This window comes from Rhizobium sp. AG855 (assembly GCF_003610655.1).
GTDB lineage: Bacteria > Pseudomonadota > Alphaproteobacteria > Rhizobiales > Rhizobiaceae > Allorhizobium > Allorhizobium wuzhouense.
Map to the genome: position 1 here is coordinate 16,888 of NZ_RAQG01000004.1, position 16,389 is coordinate 33,276.

Below are 16,389 nucleotides of genomic sequence, written 5' to 3' on the forward strand. Positions count from 1 at the left end.
CGAGCGGAAAGGACTGGAAGACATGCGTGTAGCCATCATCGACTATGGATCGGGTAATCTGAGATCCGCCACCAAAGCTTTCGAGCGCGCCGCGCGGGAAGCTGGCCTCGATGCTGAAATCGAACTGGCTGACAAAGCCGACCGCGTTGCGTCAGCCGACAGGATCGTGCTGCCAGGCGTCGGCGCCTATGCCGATTGCCGTCGCGGTCTCGACGCCGTGCCGGGCATGCATGACGCAATCACTGAGGCAGTTGAAACCAAGGGGCGTCCCTTCTTCGGCATCTGCGTCGGCATGCAGTTGATGTCGTCCCGCGGGCTGGAGAAGACGACGACCGAAGGCTTTGGCTGGATCAAGGGTGATGTCGTCGAGATGACACCCTCGGACCCCAGCCTCAAGATCCCGCAGATCGGCTGGAATACCTTGACGCTCAACCGCCCTCACCCGCTGTTCGACGGCATTCCGACGGGACCGGATGGGTTGCATGCCTATTTCGTGCATTCCTACCACTTGGCGGCAGTGAACCTCGAGGACGTGATTGCGACGACGGAATACGGTGGCGCGATGACCGCCTTTGTCGGACGCGACACCATGGTCGGCGCGCAGTTCCATCCCGAGAAAAGCCAGGCGCTTGGCCTCAAGCTGATCTCCAACTTTCTGACCTGGGCTCCCTAAGCCGCTAGGACCTTTGCCATGATCCTTTTCCCCGCCATCGACCTCAAGGACGGCCAGTGCGTTCGCCTCAAGCTGGGCGACATGGAACAGGCCACCGTTTATAATCCCGACCCGGCCGCGCAGGCACGCGCTTTCGAAGATCAAGGTTTCGAGTGGCTGCATGTTGTCGACCTCAACGGTGCCTTTGCCGGTGAGAGCGTCAATGGTGCGGCCGTCGATGCGATACTGAAGGCAACGAAAAATCCGGTGCAGCTCGGCGGTGGCATCCGCACGCTCGACCACATCGAGAGCTGGCTGTCGCGGGGCCTTTCCCGCGTGATTCTCGGAACCATTGCCGTGCGTGATCCTGCCCTCGTCATTGAGGCCTGCAAGCGCTTTCCGGGCAAGGTTGCCGTCGGCATTGACGCCAAGGGTGGCAAGGTCGCCGTGGAGGGCTGGGCGGAGGCTTCAGAACTCGGCGTGATTGAGCTTGCCCAGCGCTTCGAAGGTGCCGGCGTTGCGGCAATCATCTATACCGATATCGACCGGGACGGCATCCTGACCGGCATCAACTGGACCTCGACGCTGGAACTGGCCGAGGCCGTTTCCATTCCTGTCATTGCTTCTGGTGGTCTGGCCTCGATCGACGACGTGCGCCGGATGCTGCAGCCGGATGCGAAGAAACTCGAAGGTGCGATTTCCGGCCGGGCGCTTTATGATGGCCGGATCGACCCGCAAGAGGCTCTGGCACTGATCAAAGCCGCTAAAGGCTGAGGACACAAGATGACACTCAAGGCCCGCGTGATCCCCTGCCTCGACGTCAAGGACGGCCGTGTCGTCAAGGGCGTGAACTTCGTCGATCTGATCGATGCCGGCGACCCGGTGCAAGCCGCCAAGGCCTACGATGCCGCTGGCGCCGACGAACTGTGTTTTCTCGATATCACGGCATCCTCTGACAACCGTGACACGATCTTCGATGTCGTGGCGCAGACGGCCGATCATTGCTTCATGCCGCTGACCGTCGGAGGTGGTGTTCGTGCGGTTGCCGATATTCGCAAGCTCCTGCTCTGCGGCGCCGACAAGGTGTCGATCAATTCGGCAGCCGTCAAAAATCCGGACTTCGTTGCGGAAGCCGCCGACAAATTTGGCAACCAGTGCATCGTCGTGTCGATCGACGCCAAGAAGGTTTCACGTGAAAACGAAAGCCCGCGCTGGGAGATCTTTACCCATGGCGGGCGCCAGCCGACGGGGATCGATGCGGTTGAGTTCGCCATCAAGATGGTGGAGCGGGGTGCCGGCGAGTTGCTGGTAACCTCGATGGATCGCGACGGGACGAAAAGCGGCTATGACATCGGCCTGACACGGACGATTGCGGACAGCGTAAGGGTGCCTGTCATTGCGTCTGGTGGTGTGGGAAATCTCGATGACCTGGTCGCGGGTATTCGCGACGGTCATGCGACGGCCGTTTTGGCCGCCTCGATTTTCCACTTCGGCACCTATTCGATCGCAGAGGCAAAGGCCCATATGGCTGCTGCCGGCATTGCCATGCGTCTGGACTGACGCGGAAAGACACGTGATGAGCAATTTCACCCTCGCCGATCTGGAAGCCATCGTTGCCAGCCGCGCTCAGGCGAGCCCCAGTGAATCCTGGACGGCGAAGCTCGTCGCTGGCGGCCAGAGCAAAGCCGCAAAGAAACTGGGTGAAGAGGCAATCGAGGCTGTGATGGCTGCGGTCAAGGACGACCACGAGAACCTCGTCTACGAGAGCGCGGACCTGCTCTATCACCTGATGGTCGTATTGAAAATTGCGGACATACCGCTACAAGACGTAATGCAGGAACTTGAGCGTCGGACCGCTCAGACGGGCCTGAGTGAAAAGGCCAGTCGGCAGGATCCATGACAATAGCTATGCGGGACCCCGAAACGCCAGACGTCCTCGATCATTTTCAGGCGAACGGCTATTCCCCCTATCTTTTCTTCGATTCCGAGGAATGGGCGCATTTTCGTGCAGACACTCCGCTGACGCTGACGGCTGACGAAGTGCATCGCCTGCGATCAATCGATGACCCGATCGATCTGGACGAAGTCCGACGGATCTATCTCTCGCTGTCGCGTCTGTTGTCCTCACATGTGGAATCCTCGCAGTTGCTGTTCGAGCAGCGCAACCGCTTCCTCAGCATGTCGGATGTGTTCAAGACGCCGTTCGTCATCGGAATTGCTGGCTCTGTTGCGGTTGGAAAATCCACGACCGCGCGTATCTTGAAAGAGTTGCTGGCCCGCTGGCCTTCAAGTCCCAAGGTCGACCTCGTGACCACCGACGGCTTCCTCTATCCGAACGCCCACCTGGTCAAGAACGGGATCCTCAATCGAAAGGGATTTCCGGAAAGCTACGATATCGGTGCACTCTTGCGGTTTTTGTCCGCCATCAAGGCGGGACTTCCAAATGTGAAGGCCCCGAGCTATTCGCACCTGACCTACGATGTTCTGCCGAACGAACACCGCGTCATCGACCGGCCCGACATCCTGATCTTCGAGGGCATCAATGTCCTGCAGTCGCGCAACCTTCCCGCCGACGGCAAGATCGTGCCAATGGTTTCCGACTTTTTCGATTTTTCGATCTATATCGACGCAGAAGAGAACGCGATCCATCGCTGGTATGTCGACCGCTTCATGAAGCTTCGCCAAACCGCTTTCCGCGATCCGAACTCCTACTTCCATCGCTACGCAACCATCAGCGAGGGCGAAGCAAAGGAGATCGCCGAAGGGCTCTGGGCCAACATCAACCTCAAGAACCTGCGGGAAAACATCCTGCCGACCCGCCCACGCGCGGATCTTATCCTGCGCAAGGGTAACAATCATCTGGTCGAAACCGTCGCCCTCAGAAAACTGTAGGCTATAGATCGCCGGCTATGGATTGACCCGGCGCAGCGTGAGGTTGATCCGACCACCCGCCTTTAGCAGCGTGGACGTGCCGGGATAAATTCGGTCGACGCCATGGAAGCAGAGACGGCCCTCCCCGCCGAGAATAAAGACATCGCCACTTTCGAGCTTGAGGGATCTCGTTCGGTCCGTCCGGAGGAGGCCACCTATTCGAAACAGGCACGTATTTCCCAGGGAAATAGACAGCACCGGTGCCGAGAAGTCCGTCTCGTCACGGTCCTGATGCAACCCCATCTTGGCCTCGTCAGCATAGAAATTGACTAGGCATGCCTCTGGGTCCTTCCCATAGCCCGCAATCTCCCGCCAGAGGTCGAGCAGCACGGCAGGGATTGGCGGCCAGGGTTCTCTCGTCACCGGATGCGTCGGCTGATACCGATAGCCTCGCTCCTTGTCCGTTACCCAGCCGAGCGGGCCGCAATTGGTCATGCGCACTGACATGGGCCGACCGCTGCCGGGCATCACCGGCACATAGAGAGGCGCGCGCTCCACGATGGCGCGGATCTGTTCGACCAGGCTTTCCTGGGCCGCGCGATCGAGCAAACCCGGAAGATACAGCAGACCGGGGGACAGACTGAGTTCCTTCCCTGCACTCGCCATGATCAATCTCCCGCAGGCTTGCTCCGCATCTTCTTGACGTCGGACCGCCCAGACTTCTCCTTCAAGCGCCGCTCGATGGAGCCCTTTGTCGGCTTGGTCTTCTTACGCGGCGGCGGTGGCGGCTTTGCCGCTTCGAGGATTAGCTCCTTCAACCGCTCACGCGCGTCTTCCCGGTTTCGCTCTTGGCTGCGAAAGCGGCTGGCTTCCAGCATCAAGACACCCTCTTTCGACAGGCGCTTGCCGGCGAGCTTCGCGGCATTCTCCTTGACCCGGTCGCTGAGCGACGGCGAGCCCATGAGGTTGAAGAACAGCTGGACGGCGGTCGACACCTTGTTGACATTCTGACCGCCGGGCCCACCCGCCAGAACGAATTGTTCCGTGAGTTCCCATCCTGCGATCGTGATGCGGCTGTTGATCTGAAGAGGGTCGCTGGCCATGTCGTCGGTTCTTCCTGTGTCCCGACCTCATATCGGCCGGGTCTTTTCCAAAGGCAAGCCCAACGCAAAAAGCCCGGCTCGCGGCCGGGCTTTCGTGCAGTATCAGGCGCCTGTTACTCGGCGGCGATCCGGATGCCGGGGGCAGCATCGCGAACCTTGCCATCGACATGCGGTTCGAACTTGGCGAAGTTGTCGATGAACATGCCGACCAGCTTTTTGGCCTGCGCGTCATAGGCGACGCCATCAGCCCAGGTCGAGCGTGGGTCGAGGATCTTCGTGTCGACGCCAGCGACAGACACCGGAACGGCAAAGCCGAAGTTGGCGTCAGTGCGCATGTCCACCTTCTTCAACTCACCGGTCAGAGCGGCCGTCAGAAGCGCGCGGGTGGCCTTAATCGGCATGCGGTTTCCAGTGCCGTAGGCGCCACCGGTCCAGCCGGTGTTGACCAGCCAGCAATCCACCTCGTGACGAGCGATCAGATCACGCAGCAGGTTGCCGTATTCGGTCGGGTGACGCGGCATGAACGGCGCGCCGAAGCAGGTCGAGAAGGTCGCTTCCGGCTCGGTCACGCCCTTTTCGGTGCCGGCGACCTTGGCGGTGTAGCCGGACAGGAAGTGATACATGGCCTGCTCGGGCGTCAGCTTTGCGATCGGCGGCAAGACACCGAATGCATCAGCCGTGAGCATGATGATTGTCTTCGGATGCGGTGCGCGACCCGTTTCCGACGCATTCGGGATGAAATGCAGCGGGTAGGCGCAGCGGGTGTTCTCCGTCAGCGAGCCGTCATTGAAGTCCGGAACGCGGTTTTCGTCCAGAATGACGTTTTCGAGTACGGTGCCGAAACGCTTGGTGGTGGCGAAGATCTCCGGCTCAGCTTCTGCCGAAAGACGGATGGTCTTGGCGTAGCAGCCACCTTCGAAGTTGAAGATGCCGTTTTCGCCCCAACCGTGTTCATCGTCACCGATCAGGGTGCGCTTCGGATCGGCCGAGAGCGTGGTCTTGCCGGTCCCCGAGAGGCCAAAGAAGACGGCCGCGTCGCCATCAGGGCCGACATTGGCCGAGCAGTGCATCGGCATGACGCCCTTCGACGGCAGGAGGTAATTGAGAACGGTGAAGACCGACTTCTTCATCTCGCCGGCATAGGAGGTGCCACCGATCAGAACGATACCGTTGGTCAGATCACAGGCGATGACGGTTTCGCTCCGGCAGCCGTGGCGGGCAGGATCGGCGCGGAAGCTGGGCAGGTCGATGATCGTCAGCTTCGGCACGAAACTCTTCAGCGCTTGGCGCTCCGGCCGGATCAGCAGATTGCGGATGAAGAGCGAGTGCCAGGCAAATTCGGTGACGACCCGCGTGGGGAGTGCATTGTCCTTGTCCGCACCGCCGATGAGGTCCTGCACGAAAAGGTCCTTGCCGGCTGCATGGGCCAGCATGTCCTGGTGCAACACGCGGAAATGTTCGGGCGAAAGCGGCTTGTTGTTGTCCCACCAGATCTGGTCGGTGGTCTTTTCGTCACGCACGACGAACTTGTCCTTGGCGGAGCGGCCAGTGTGCTGACCGGTTAGCGCTCGCAAGGCGCCATCGGCTGTCAGTTCAGCCTCACCTCGGCGAATCGCTTCTTCATAGAGCACGCCTTCAAGGAAATTGTAGCGAACACTCGCAGCCTTCCCCAAACCAGCTTCCGCGAGACCCGTTGCCGGGTTCCTGATGCCGAATTCCTCCATGATGCGCCGTCCTCTCGTGTGGGCCACAACTCTCCGATGGCCCAAACTTAAATAGATTGCAGGCACAACGCAAGCAGGCCATTCGGAAAAAATCAATGATATCAATTATTTAATCGATTTAAAACCGAAAAGCGCCTTTTTAAATCGTTTAGTTCCCGTTCTATTCCAATGCGTTTTTCTTCCGGTGACCGCTTCTGAGCGACTCCATCAGGCCCCGACACAGACAGAGGGTTTCCGTTTGCCACAATTTGTTCCACCTTTATACTCATGAAGCTGTCACTGAACCGGAGCTGGGCTGGGGTAGAGCCAGGAGCAGCGCTTAGAGATGATGGAGACCTATGTTATGCAGACGATTGCTCTGGTGGATGACGACCGCAACATTCTGACGTCGGTTTCGATCGCGCTCGAGGCCGAAGGCTATAAGGTCGAAACATACACCGACGGCGCTTCGGCGCTGGATGGCTTGCTGGCACGCCCCCCGCAGCTGGCAATCTTCGACATCAAGATGCCGCGCATGGACGGAATGGAACTCCTGCGCAGGCTGCGCCAGAAGTCCGACCTGCCGGTGATTTTCCTCACGTCCAAGGACGAGGAAATCGACGAACTGTTCGGACTGAAGATGGGTGCCGACGATTTTATCACCAAGCCCTTCTCTCAGCGCCTGTTGGTCGAACGGGTGAAGGCCATTCTGCGTCGTGCCGCAAGCCGCGAAAACCTGGCGGCAACAGGCGGCGGCGCAGCAAAACCCGGCAGCGAACAGCAGGCTCGTACGCTGGAGCGTGGACAGCTCGTCATGGATCAGGAGCGTCACACCTGCACCTGGAAGGGCGATGCCGTCACCCTCACGGTTACAGAATTTCTCATTCTACAGTCGCTGGCACAACGTCCGGGCGTGGTCAAAAGCCGTGACGCCCTCATGGATGCCGCCTATGACGAGCAGGTCTATGTCGACGACCGCACGATCGACAGCCATATCAAGCGCTTGCGCAAGAAGTTCAAAATGGTCGACACCGACTTCGACATGATTGAAACCCTCTACGGTGTGGGCTACCGCTTCCGCGAAGCGGCTTGAGGTCCCGGCATCTCCGGGTTCGGACCGGACACGGGCGAAAGGGTGAGGTTTGACCAGACCGGTTGACGATGGGAATCTGGAGGAGCTGGAGGGCGGCTCCGAGCAGCGGCGGCTGTTTTCCCATCCTTTCATCCTCATCCGGCGGATCTTCGGTCATGCGCTGTTTTCGAGCCTGACGCGACGGATCGTCTTTTTCAACCTCGCCGCCCTGATCGTTCTGGTCGGCGGGATCATGTATCTCAATCAGTTCCGCGAGGGGCTGATCGATGCGCGCGTGGAAAGCCTGCTGACGCAGGGCGAGATCATTGCGGCGGCCGTTTCGGCATCGGCGTCCGTTGATACGAACTCCATCACCATCGATCCGGAAAAGCTGCTGGAGTTGCAGGCGGGACAGAGCATTACCCCGGTTCCAAACGACGAGGACCTTGAGTTCCCCATCAATCCGGAACGCGTCGCGCCGGTTCTGCGTCGGCTGATATCGCCGACACGCATCCGCGCGCGCCTGTTCGATGCCGATGCCAACCTGCTGCTCGATTCCCGTCATCTGTATTCTCGCGGCCAGGTGCTTCGCTTTGACCTGCCGCCCGTCGACAATGACACATCCAGCCTGACAGACTGGATTACCAGGATGTTCAACACGATCCTGCAACCCGGCAACCTTCCAATCTACAAGGAGGCCCCCGGAGGCGACGGATCGATCTATCCGGAAGTGATGAATGCCCTCACGGGGGTTCGGGGTGCCGTGGTGCGCGTGACGGACCAAGGCGAACTGATTGTGTCGGTGGCGGTCCCTGTTCAGCGCTCTCGCGCCGTGCTCGGCGTCCTTCTGCTATCGACGCAGGCCGGCGACATCGACAAGATTGTTCATGCCGAACGTCTTGCCATCCTGCGCGTCTTCGGCGTCGCCACACTCGTCAACATCGTCGTGTCGCTCCTGTTGTCGTCCACCATCGCCAATCCGCTGCGCCGTTTGTCAGCGGCTGCTATTCGCGTACGGCGCGGTGCGAAGGAACGTGAGGAGATCCCCGACTTCTCCGTTCGCCAGGACGAGATTGGCAATCTGTCGATTGCACTTCGGGAAATGACGACCGCCCTTTATGACCGCATCGATGCGATCGAGAGTTTCGCGGCCGATGTCAGCCACGAATTGAAGAACCCACTGACTTCGTTGCGCTCGGCAGTCGAAACCCTTCCGCTTGCGAAAACGGCTGAGTCCCGGCAGCGGCTGATGGATATCATCCAGCACGACGTGCGACGGTTGGATCGACTAATCAGCGACATCTCGGATGCCTCACGTCTGGATGCCGAACTGGCGCGTTCGGATGCAAAGCCAGTTGATCTGGAAATCCTGCTCTCCAGCCTCGTCGATATCTCGCGCGAGATCCGTCATGGCAAGAAGGCCGTGCAGATCGACTATGTGATAGACCAGAAGCCAGGCTCCAAGCAGGGCTTCATTGTCAACGGCCACGATCTGCGGCTGGGCCAGATCGTCACGAACCTGATCGAAAACGCTCGGTCCTTTGTGCCTGAAGATGGCGGCTGCATCACCGTGCGCCTATCGCGGACGCGGACACGCTGCCTCATTCAGGTCGAAGACAATGGACCCGGCATCCAGGCCGAAAACATCGACCGGATCTTTGAGCGCTTCTACACCGATCGGCCAGAGGGAGAGAGTTTCGGCCAGAATTCCGGCCTCGGCCTGTCAATCAGCCGTCAGATTGCGGAAGCGCATGGCGGTACACTGAGGGCGGAAAACGTTCTTGATAGCACGCGCGGCCGGATTACCGGCGCCCGCTTCGTCCTCGCGCTACCGTTTGAGGCCGGGACATGAGCGATATGACAAACAATGCGCATGGAACTGCCATCGTGGTCGATGGGACGGGATTGTTCTTCTGCGGTCCCTCAGGCTGCGGGAAGTCGGGTCTCGCCTTCGACTGCCTGGCAGAAGCCACGCTGCGCGGCCTTCCAAATGCTCTCGTGGCCGACGACCAGGTGCTTTTGGCCCGGCAAAACGAGCGGATTGTGGCCAGAAGACCTGATGCGATAAGGGGCCTCATGGAGTTGCGTTACAGCGGAATTGTCGCGGTGAACAGCGTCGAGGAAGCCGAACTCCATTTTGCGATCCTGCCCGTCAATGCCGATGGAAATATGCGCCTGCCGCCCGAGAACGAACGCCTTTCCCTCACACCCGAGATCGATCTTCCTGTCATAAGAGTGCCATTCTGGAGTCGTTTTCCGCTGGCGCTCATCTTCGCACAAATCGCCACGATGCAAGCAAAGCGCTCTTAAGCACGCGGTTTTGGCTTGCACTTCCTGTTTTGATGGACAAGATGGCGTCCTATCGATGGACGAACCACTGGTGTTGCGCTATCTGGCGATTTTTTCCGCTAAGGGGCAGTAGAGAATGATCGGACTTGTGCTTGTCACACATGGCAAGCTGGCTGAAGAGTTTCACCACGCGGTGGAACATGTCGTCGGCCCACAGAAATGCATCGAGACCGTTTCGATTGGCCCCGAAGACGACATGGACCAGCGTCGTCAGGACATTCTCGATGCCGTCCTTCGGGCTGACGATGGCCATGGCGTGATTATTCTGACCGACATGTTCGGCGGCACTCCGTCCAATCTTGCCATTTCCGTCATGAACAATGGTCGGATTGAGGTGATTGCCGGGGTCAATCTGCCCATGCTGATCAAGCTGGCCGGGATCCGTGGGGACAACGACATGGATCGCGCCCTCGTCGAAGCCTCCGAGGCCGGCCGTAAATACATCAATGTCGCCAGCCGCGTTCTCAGTGGAAAGTAACGGAATGACCGCCTCGCTTGCCCGCGACCTGCTGATTGTCAACAAGCGCGGCCTGCATGCACGCGCGTCTGCCAAATTCGTTCAGACCGTCAGCGGCTTTGACGCAGCTGTTACCGTCTCCAAGGATGGCACCAGCGTGGGCGGAGCTTCGATCATGGGCCTGATGATGCTGGCTGCAAGTCCTGGCTGTTCGATCAGCGTGAGCGCCTCCGGCAACGAGGCGGAGGCTGTCCTTGACGCGCTGGAAGCACTCGTTGCCGATCGCTTCGGTGAGGAGATGTAAAGCATCTCCACATAAGGACATAAAGACTTCTTTATGTCTCATTGCCTTCTTTGACGATCCCTGCTAGGAACGACCCAAGCGCCGCGATATGCATTCGCGGGTCGAGCGTTCCTCGGTTCTGCCCCAGGCAGAGACCGGGCCCAGATCCAGCCGGAGACTCTCATGAGCAAACATGACTATGTCATCGCCGATATCGGTCTCGCCGATTATGGCCGCAAGGAAATCAGCATTGCCGAAACGGAAATGCCGGGCCTGATGGCCTGCCGCGCCGAATTCGGCGCCAGCAAGCCGCTGAAGGGTGCACGTATCACCGGATCGCTGCACATGACGATCCAGACGGCCGTGCTGATCGAGACGCTGGTCGAGCTTGGCGCCGACGTGCGCTGGGCTTCCTGCAACATCTTTTCGACCCAGGACCATGCCGCTGCCGCGATTGCCGCCGCCGGCATTCCGGTCTTCGCCATCAAGGGCGAGTCGCTCACCGACTACTGGGAATATACCGACCGGATCTTCCAGTGGACCGACGGCGGCGTGTCCAACATGATCCTCGACGATGGTGGCGACGCCACCATGTACATTCTGCTCGGCGCCCGCGCCGAGGCCGGTGAAGACGTTCTTTCCAATCCGCAGTCGGAAGAAGAAGAAATCCTGGTCGCCCAGATCAAGAAGCGTCTGGCCGCTTCGCCGGGCTGGTTCACCAAGCAGCGTGATGCCATCAAGGGCGTTACCGAGGAAACCACGACCGGTGTGCATCGCCTGTATGAACTGGCCAAGAAGGGCCTCCTTCCCTTCCCTGCCATCAATGTCAACGACTCGGTCACCAAGTCGAAGTTCGACAACAAGTATGGCTGCAAGGAATCGCTGGTCGACGGCATCCGCCGCGGCACCGACGTGATGATGGCCGGCAAGGTCGCGGTCGTCTGCGGTTATGGCGACGTTGGCAAGGGCTCGGCTGCTTCGCTGAGCGGTGCCGGAGCCCGCGTGAAGGTGACGGAAGTCGACCCGATCTGCGCGCTGCAGGCTGCCATGGACGGGTTCGAAGTCGTCACTCTGGAAGACGTCGTTTCTTCGGCTGATATCTTCATCACCACCACCGGCAACAAGGACGTCATCCGCATCGAGCACATGCGCGAGATGAAGGATATGGCGATCGTCGGCAATATCGGCCACTTCGACAACGAGATCCAGGTTGCGGCCCTCCGGAACCTGAAGTGGACCAATATCAAGCCGCAGGTCGATATGGTCGAATTCCCGAAGGGCAACCGCATGATCCTTCTCTCGGAAGGCCGTCTGCTGAACCTCGGCAACGCCACTGGCCATCCGTCCTTCGTCATGTCGGCGTCGTTCACCAACCAGGTTCTCGGTCAGATCGAGCTCTTCACCAAGACGGAAGAGTACAAGCCGGGAGTCTATGTTCTGCCCAAGCACCTCGACGAAAAGGTTGCCCGCCTGCATCTTGAGAAGCTCGGCGTGAAGCTTACGACGCTTTCGGATGAACAGGCTGCCTATATTGGCGTCACGACGCAGGGTCCGTTCAAGGCAGAACACTACCGCTATTAAAATATAGCTGGATAATATCTACATCTAGTGGACGGCGTCTTGACAAAGGCGCCGTCTTCTTTTTTGGGCCTCGGCCTTCCCGACCCATTCCATCGGCGGTATTGTTTTAGGACTTGATTCGTGGACTGCACGAGCGGTCCGCGAGCACGGATGTCTTGTCGACGATGCGGCACATAATGAGACGGAGACAGACCGAGAATGTCGGTAGATCAACGCGCCCCGCATTTGCGGGATACGGCCATTATGGCCGGGAACTCCAGCCTTTTGCGGCATAGTCCAGAACTGCCGGCCCTGCGGGGGAGAACGGTGGCCGCACCGCGGAGCCTCATCGGCTCGCTGCGGCAGCTTCTCGCTTGTGGGAGCATGCTGGCCGGCGTGATATACCCTGCTCTTGCCCAGGCTCAGACAGAGCATTCCATTATCGGCAATCTCAACCGCGTCGATGTCGCGGGCTATGCACTGCTGCTTGGTGCCCTTTCGGCTGCCCTTCTGTCAGCCGGATGGCTTGCCCGGCAACGGAACCGTCTCGAGTCTGAGCGACGTGACCTGCGGTCGGAGTTGTCTGTCAGCCAACACAAAATCTCGCGTTACCAAGCCTTCATTGCCGACAAGAATCGCCGTGTCGTGATCTGGGATGGTCAGAACGGCAAGGCAGAATTTCTCGGTCAGTTGCCGGGTGAAACCGGTGCACCACAGAACGACAGCGATTTTCTCGCTTTCGGTCGTTGGTTGACGCCGAACTCCGCCGGCGAAGTGGAGCGGGCAATCGAGGCTCTCCGCTCCAATGCAAGCACTTTCGATCTGGTCGTGGAGACCATTCGCGGCGAAGTCATCGAAGTTCAGGGACGCCTTTATGGGGGACGGGCCTATGCCCTGTTCCTGGCGCTGAACAACCTGCGTGCAGAACTGGCCGAATTGAAGATCGAACGCAATCGCCTGCGCAATTCGATCGCATCCTTCGAATCCTTGCTGGATTCGATCGAACAGCCTGTCTGGCAGAGAGATCGTGACGGCCGTTTGACCTGGGTGAACCAGGCTTACTGCGAAGCGGTGGAAGCGACCTCGCCGGGTCAGGCCGTTCAGGAAGGTCGGGAAATTCTCGGCACACTTACGCGCGAGAAGATCAAAGCGACGACGACGCCGGAATCCCCGTTCCGCGATACAGTCTCGACTGCGGTGCGTGGCGGACGGACCTTCTTCGAAGTGGTTGACGTGCGCGGCCCTGCCGGATCCTGTGGCATGGCAATCGACGTGTCTTCCGCAGAAACACTGCGTGAGGAACTCGTTCGGACGCTGAAAAGCCATGCCGAAACGCTCGATCATTTGGCGACGCCGGTTGCCATATTCGACGCCGATCGACGCCTGCAGTTCTACAACCAAGCCTTCGTCCAGCTCTGGGGTCTCGATACGCCCTTCCTGGAATCACGCCCCGACCATGCAGAACTCCTCGATCGGCTGCGCTCCGCGCACAAATTGCCAGAGCAACTGAGCTGGAAGGCCTGGAAAGAAAGCTGCCTTTCCGTTTATCGCGCGCTTGAGACACAGACCGATCTCTGGCATCTGCCCAATGGCCAGACACTCCGCGTCATCGCCTCGGCGCACCCGCAGGGCGGCGTCACCTGGATGTTCGAGAACCTGACCGAGCAGGTCAGCCTTGAGACCCGCTACAACACGCTGCTGCAGGTCCAGGGTGAAACCATCGACCACCTTTCGGAAGGTGTCGCAGTGTTTGGCCCGGATGGACGTATCCAGCTGTCCAACCCTGCTTTCCGGGCGCTGTGGGGCATCACGGAAGCCCAGGCTGCTGTGGGCACGCATATCCGCCTGCTCGAAGCTGCCTGCAAATCCTCGTATGACAAGGCGGATGGCTGGAAGGCCTTCGGCAAGATGATCACCAGCTTCGAGGATGAACGCCCGTCGAGCCAGGGCACGCTGGAACTCTATTCCGGCCTCGTTCTCGACTACGCCGTGACACCACTGCCCAACGCCCAGACCATGCTAACCTTCGTCAACATGACCGACAGCGTGCGCGCGGAACGGGCACTCAAGGAAAAGAACGAAGCGCTGCGCAAGGCGGACGAGCTGAAGAACGATTTCGTCCAGCACGTCTCCTACGAGCTTCGCTCGCCACTGACCAACATCATCGGTTTCACGGATCTGCTGAAGACCCCGACGATCGGGCCGCTTAATGAGCGCCAGGCCGAATATATCGACCACATCTCGACCTCCTCTTCGCTGCTGCTGACGATCGTCAACGATATTCTCGACCTTGCGACGGTCGATGCCGGCATCATGCAGCTCGACTATTCCGAGATCGATCTCAGCGATCTGCTCGATGACGTCTCGATGCAGATGACGGATCGGCTGCAGGAAGGCGGAGTTACACTGGAGATTTCGGCACCGGCGCAGCTCGGCCATATCATCGCCGACCGACAGCGCCTGAAGCAGATCCTGATCAAGATCCTGACCAATGCCGTGAATTTCGCGCCTGAGGGCACGGCTGTCAGAATGAAATGCTGGCGCGACGGTGTCGACTTCGTGTTCTCCGTGACCGACCGTGGATGCGGGATGGAAGCCGACATGGTGATGTCAGCCTTCGATCGATTCTCCACCAATCCCAAGGGTGGAAAGCGCAGCGGTCCAGGCCTTGGATTGTCAATCGTGCATAGTTTCGTCAACCTGCATCATGGCCAGGTGTCGATCGACAGTGCGCCGGGTCAGGGCACCACGGTCAATTGCCGCATTCCTTCCGCCAGTATTCCGCAAGTCATCGCCGCAGCCGAATGAAAGACCACCCCGATCTGATCGAGTTAGTCCTGCCTGACGAGACCGCAACGGTCGAGTTGGGAGAGGATCTGGCGCTCGCACTTCAGGCCGGTGACTGTGTCGCGCTTTGGGGAGATCTTGGTGCGGGGAAATCGACCCTCTGCCGCGCGCTGCTGCGTGCGGTGGCCGACGATCCGGATCTTGAAGTCCCTAGCCCGACTTTCACGCTGGTGCAGAGTTATGATCTTCGCCTGCCAGTCTCGCATTTCGATCTCTACCGGCTGGCAGATGTCAGCGAACTTGCCGAGCTCGGTTTCGACGAAGCACTCTCCAACGGTATCTGCCTGGTGGAATGGCCGGAAAGAGCCGGCAAAGCTCTTCCGAAGAGCAGGATCGACATTCGGTTCCAGTTTTCGAAAGAGGGCGGCCGGGTGGTCTTGCTCTCAGGGCCAGAGGCTAAACTGACGAGGCTTCGGCGGATCCTGCAGATCAGGCGCTTTCTTGAGGACAACGGCTTTGACCACGCTTCGAGACGCCACCTGACCGGCGATGCCTCCACTCGCGCTTATGAACATATCTATCCTGCGAACGGCGACGCTCGCCTCGTGCTGATGGACGCCCCGGCACGACCGAATGGGCCGCCGATCCGGGACGGAAAACCCTATTCGCAGATCGTGCACCTGGCAGAGGACGTGTATCCCTTTGTTGCCATTGATGAAGCTTTGCGCATGCGTGGTTTTGCGGCGCCGGCCATTCTTGCAACAGATTGCGCTTCTGGAATTCTGCTGCTCGAGGACCTTGGCACCGAGGGCGTTCTCGACGCAGCGGGGAAGCCGATCCAGGAGCGCTACAGGGCAAGTGCCGCCTGCCTCGCCGCCATCCACGATTCGCCTTTTGAGCGGGAGATCGCACTGCGTGGCGGACGGGTCCACGTCATCCCGGACTTCGACCGACCTGCCATGAAAATGGAAGTCGAGTTGCTGCTTGATTGGCACCTTCCCTGGAAGCGTGACGGCGTTCCTGTCAGCGCGGCAGAACGGGAAAGTTACCTGAATATCTGGGACAATCTGATCGATGAACTGGCGACGGTGGAGAAATCCATCGTGCTGCGTGACTTCCACTCTCCAAACATCATCTGGCGGGGGGAGCGGACCGGCCATGACCGGATCGGTCTCATCGACTTCCAGGACGCGATGATTGGCCCTTCCGCCTATGATCTCGTCTCGCTGGTTCAGGACGCCCGTGTGACGATCCCCCGACCGCTGATGGATCAGTTGATGGCTGACTACCTTGCTCTGCGGAACCGGACGGCGGAATTCGACGAGGCCACATTTCTGAAAAGCTGGGCGATCATGGCCGCACAACGCGCCTGCAAGCTGAACGGGCTGTGGGTTCGCCTGCTGAAACGAGATGGGAAACCCGGATATATGCGGCACATGCCGAGAACGCTCTGGCATTTGTCCGTTGCCTTCGAGCATCCTGTGCTTGCCCCCTTGCGCCGCTGGTGCGCAGAGGCTGGAATCGAACTCCCCGAATCAGCGGCGTAGTTCAA

General features: G+C 59.4%; 16 protein-coding genes. 13 read left to right on the forward strand and 3 right to left on the reverse strand.

Features of this window, described 5'->3' with window-relative positions; translation table 11 throughout:
• Positions 1-22 precede the first annotated feature (22 nt).
• From hisH to coaA, 5 genes are read left to right on the forward strand one after another with little or no spacing between them, the layout of a single operon-like run.
• The gene (gene hisH / locus DFO46_RS16960) at positions 23-673 is read left to right on the forward strand and encodes an imidazole glycerol phosphate synthase subunit HisH (RefSeq protein WP_120278305.1); all 651 of its coding nucleotides are present in this window, start codon (positions 23-25) and stop codon (positions 671-673) included.
• An 18-nt stretch (positions 674-691) separates the two neighbouring features.
• The gene (hisA, locus tag DFO46_RS16965; RefSeq protein WP_120278306.1) at positions 692-1,426 is read left to right on the forward strand and encodes a 1-(5-phosphoribosyl)-5-[(5-phosphoribosylamino)methylideneamino]imidazole-4-carboxamide isomerase; all 735 of its coding nucleotides are present in this window, start codon (positions 692-694) and stop codon (positions 1,424-1,426) included.
• Positions 1,427-1,435: 9 nt separating this feature from the next.
• The gene (gene hisF, locus DFO46_RS16970) at positions 1,436-2,212 is read left to right on the forward strand and encodes an imidazole glycerol phosphate synthase subunit HisF (RefSeq protein ID WP_120278307.1); all 777 of its coding nucleotides are present in this window, start codon (positions 1,436-1,438) and stop codon (positions 2,210-2,212) included.
• A gap of 16 nt (positions 2,213-2,228) precedes the next feature.
• Positions 2,229-2,552, forward strand: coding sequence for a phosphoribosyl-ATP diphosphatase (locus DFO46_RS16975; protein ID WP_110791419.1), 324 nt, complete (start codon positions 2,229-2,231; stop codon positions 2,550-2,552).
• Entirely contained in the window at positions 2,549-3,544 is a 996-nt protein-coding gene (coaA, locus tag DFO46_RS16980) for a type I pantothenate kinase (RefSeq protein WP_110791418.1), read from the forward strand. The genes DFO46_RS16975 and coaA overlap by 4 nt, the downstream gene beginning before the upstream one ends.
• A gap of 15 nt (positions 3,545-3,559) precedes the next feature.
• Here coaA and DFO46_RS16985 read toward each other — a convergent pair whose 3' ends face one another.
• The 3 genes from DFO46_RS16985 to DFO46_RS16995 form a co-directional block, all read right to left on the reverse strand.
• Positions 3,560-4,189 carry an alpha-ketoglutarate-dependent dioxygenase AlkB gene (locus tag DFO46_RS16985; RefSeq protein WP_120278308.1) on the reverse strand — a complete coding sequence of 210 codons (630 nt, stop codon included), beginning with the start codon at positions 4,187-4,189 and terminating at the stop codon, positions 3,560-3,562.
• Positions 4,190-4,191: 2 nt separating this feature from the next.
• Positions 4,192-4,626 carry an alternative ribosome rescue aminoacyl-tRNA hydrolase ArfB gene (gene arfB, locus DFO46_RS16990; protein WP_110791416.1) on the reverse strand — a complete coding sequence of 145 codons (435 nt, stop codon included), beginning with the start codon at positions 4,624-4,626 and terminating at the stop codon, positions 4,192-4,194.
• Between the two features lie 113 nt (positions 4,627-4,739).
• Positions 4,740-6,350, reverse strand: coding sequence for a phosphoenolpyruvate carboxykinase (locus tag DFO46_RS16995; protein WP_120278309.1), 1,611 nt, complete (start codon positions 6,348-6,350; stop codon positions 4,740-4,742).
• A 343-nt stretch (positions 6,351-6,693) separates the two neighbouring features.
• Here DFO46_RS16995 and DFO46_RS17000 point away from each other — a divergent pair, with 343 nt between their 5' ends.
• The 8 genes from DFO46_RS17000 to tsaE all read left to right on the forward strand — a co-directional run bounded on the left by DFO46_RS17000 (position 6,694) and on the right by tsaE (position 16,384).
• Positions 6,694-7,422, forward strand: a complete 729-nt coding sequence (locus tag DFO46_RS17000; RefSeq protein ID WP_205908159.1) for a response regulator transcription factor — start codon at positions 6,694-6,696, stop codon at positions 7,420-7,422.
• 76 nt (positions 7,423-7,498) lie between these two features.
• Positions 7,499-9,253 carry a sensor histidine kinase gene (locus DFO46_RS17005; RefSeq protein ID WP_245408900.1) on the forward strand — a complete coding sequence of 585 codons (1,755 nt, stop codon included), beginning with the start codon at positions 7,499-7,501 and terminating at the stop codon, positions 9,251-9,253.
• The gene (locus tag DFO46_RS17010) at positions 9,250-9,711 is read left to right on the forward strand and encodes an HPr kinase/phosphorylase (protein WP_120278311.1); all 462 of its coding nucleotides are present in this window, start codon (positions 9,250-9,252) and stop codon (positions 9,709-9,711) included. The genes DFO46_RS17005 and DFO46_RS17010 overlap by 4 nt, the downstream gene beginning before the upstream one ends.
• A 115-nt stretch (positions 9,712-9,826) precedes the next feature.
• Complete coding sequence (locus tag DFO46_RS17015; RefSeq protein ID WP_110791411.1) at positions 9,827-10,228, forward strand: PTS sugar transporter subunit IIA; 402 nt, start codon at positions 9,827-9,829, stop codon at positions 10,226-10,228.
• Positions 10,229-10,232: 4 nt separating this feature from the next.
• The gene (locus DFO46_RS17020; protein WP_110791410.1) at positions 10,233-10,511 is read left to right on the forward strand and encodes an HPr family phosphocarrier protein; all 279 of its coding nucleotides are present in this window, start codon (positions 10,233-10,235) and stop codon (positions 10,509-10,511) included.
• 162 nt (positions 10,512-10,673) lie between these two features.
• Complete coding sequence (gene ahcY, locus DFO46_RS17025; RefSeq protein ID WP_110791409.1) at positions 10,674-12,071, forward strand: adenosylhomocysteinase; 1,398 nt, start codon at positions 10,674-10,676, stop codon at positions 12,069-12,071.
• A 243-nt stretch (positions 12,072-12,314) separates the two neighbouring features.
• Entirely contained in the window at positions 12,315-14,858 is a 2,544-nt protein-coding gene (locus DFO46_RS17030; protein ID WP_120278312.1) for a PAS-domain containing protein, read from the forward strand.
• Positions 14,855-16,384 (forward strand): tRNA (adenosine(37)-N6)-threonylcarbamoyltransferase complex ATPase subunit type 1 TsaE, encoded by a 1,530-nt coding sequence (gene tsaE / locus DFO46_RS17035; protein ID WP_120278313.1) that lies wholly within the window; start codon positions 14,855-14,857, stop codon positions 16,382-16,384. The genes DFO46_RS17030 and tsaE overlap by 4 nt, the downstream gene beginning before the upstream one ends.
• Positions 16,385-16,389: the final 5 nt, after the last annotated feature.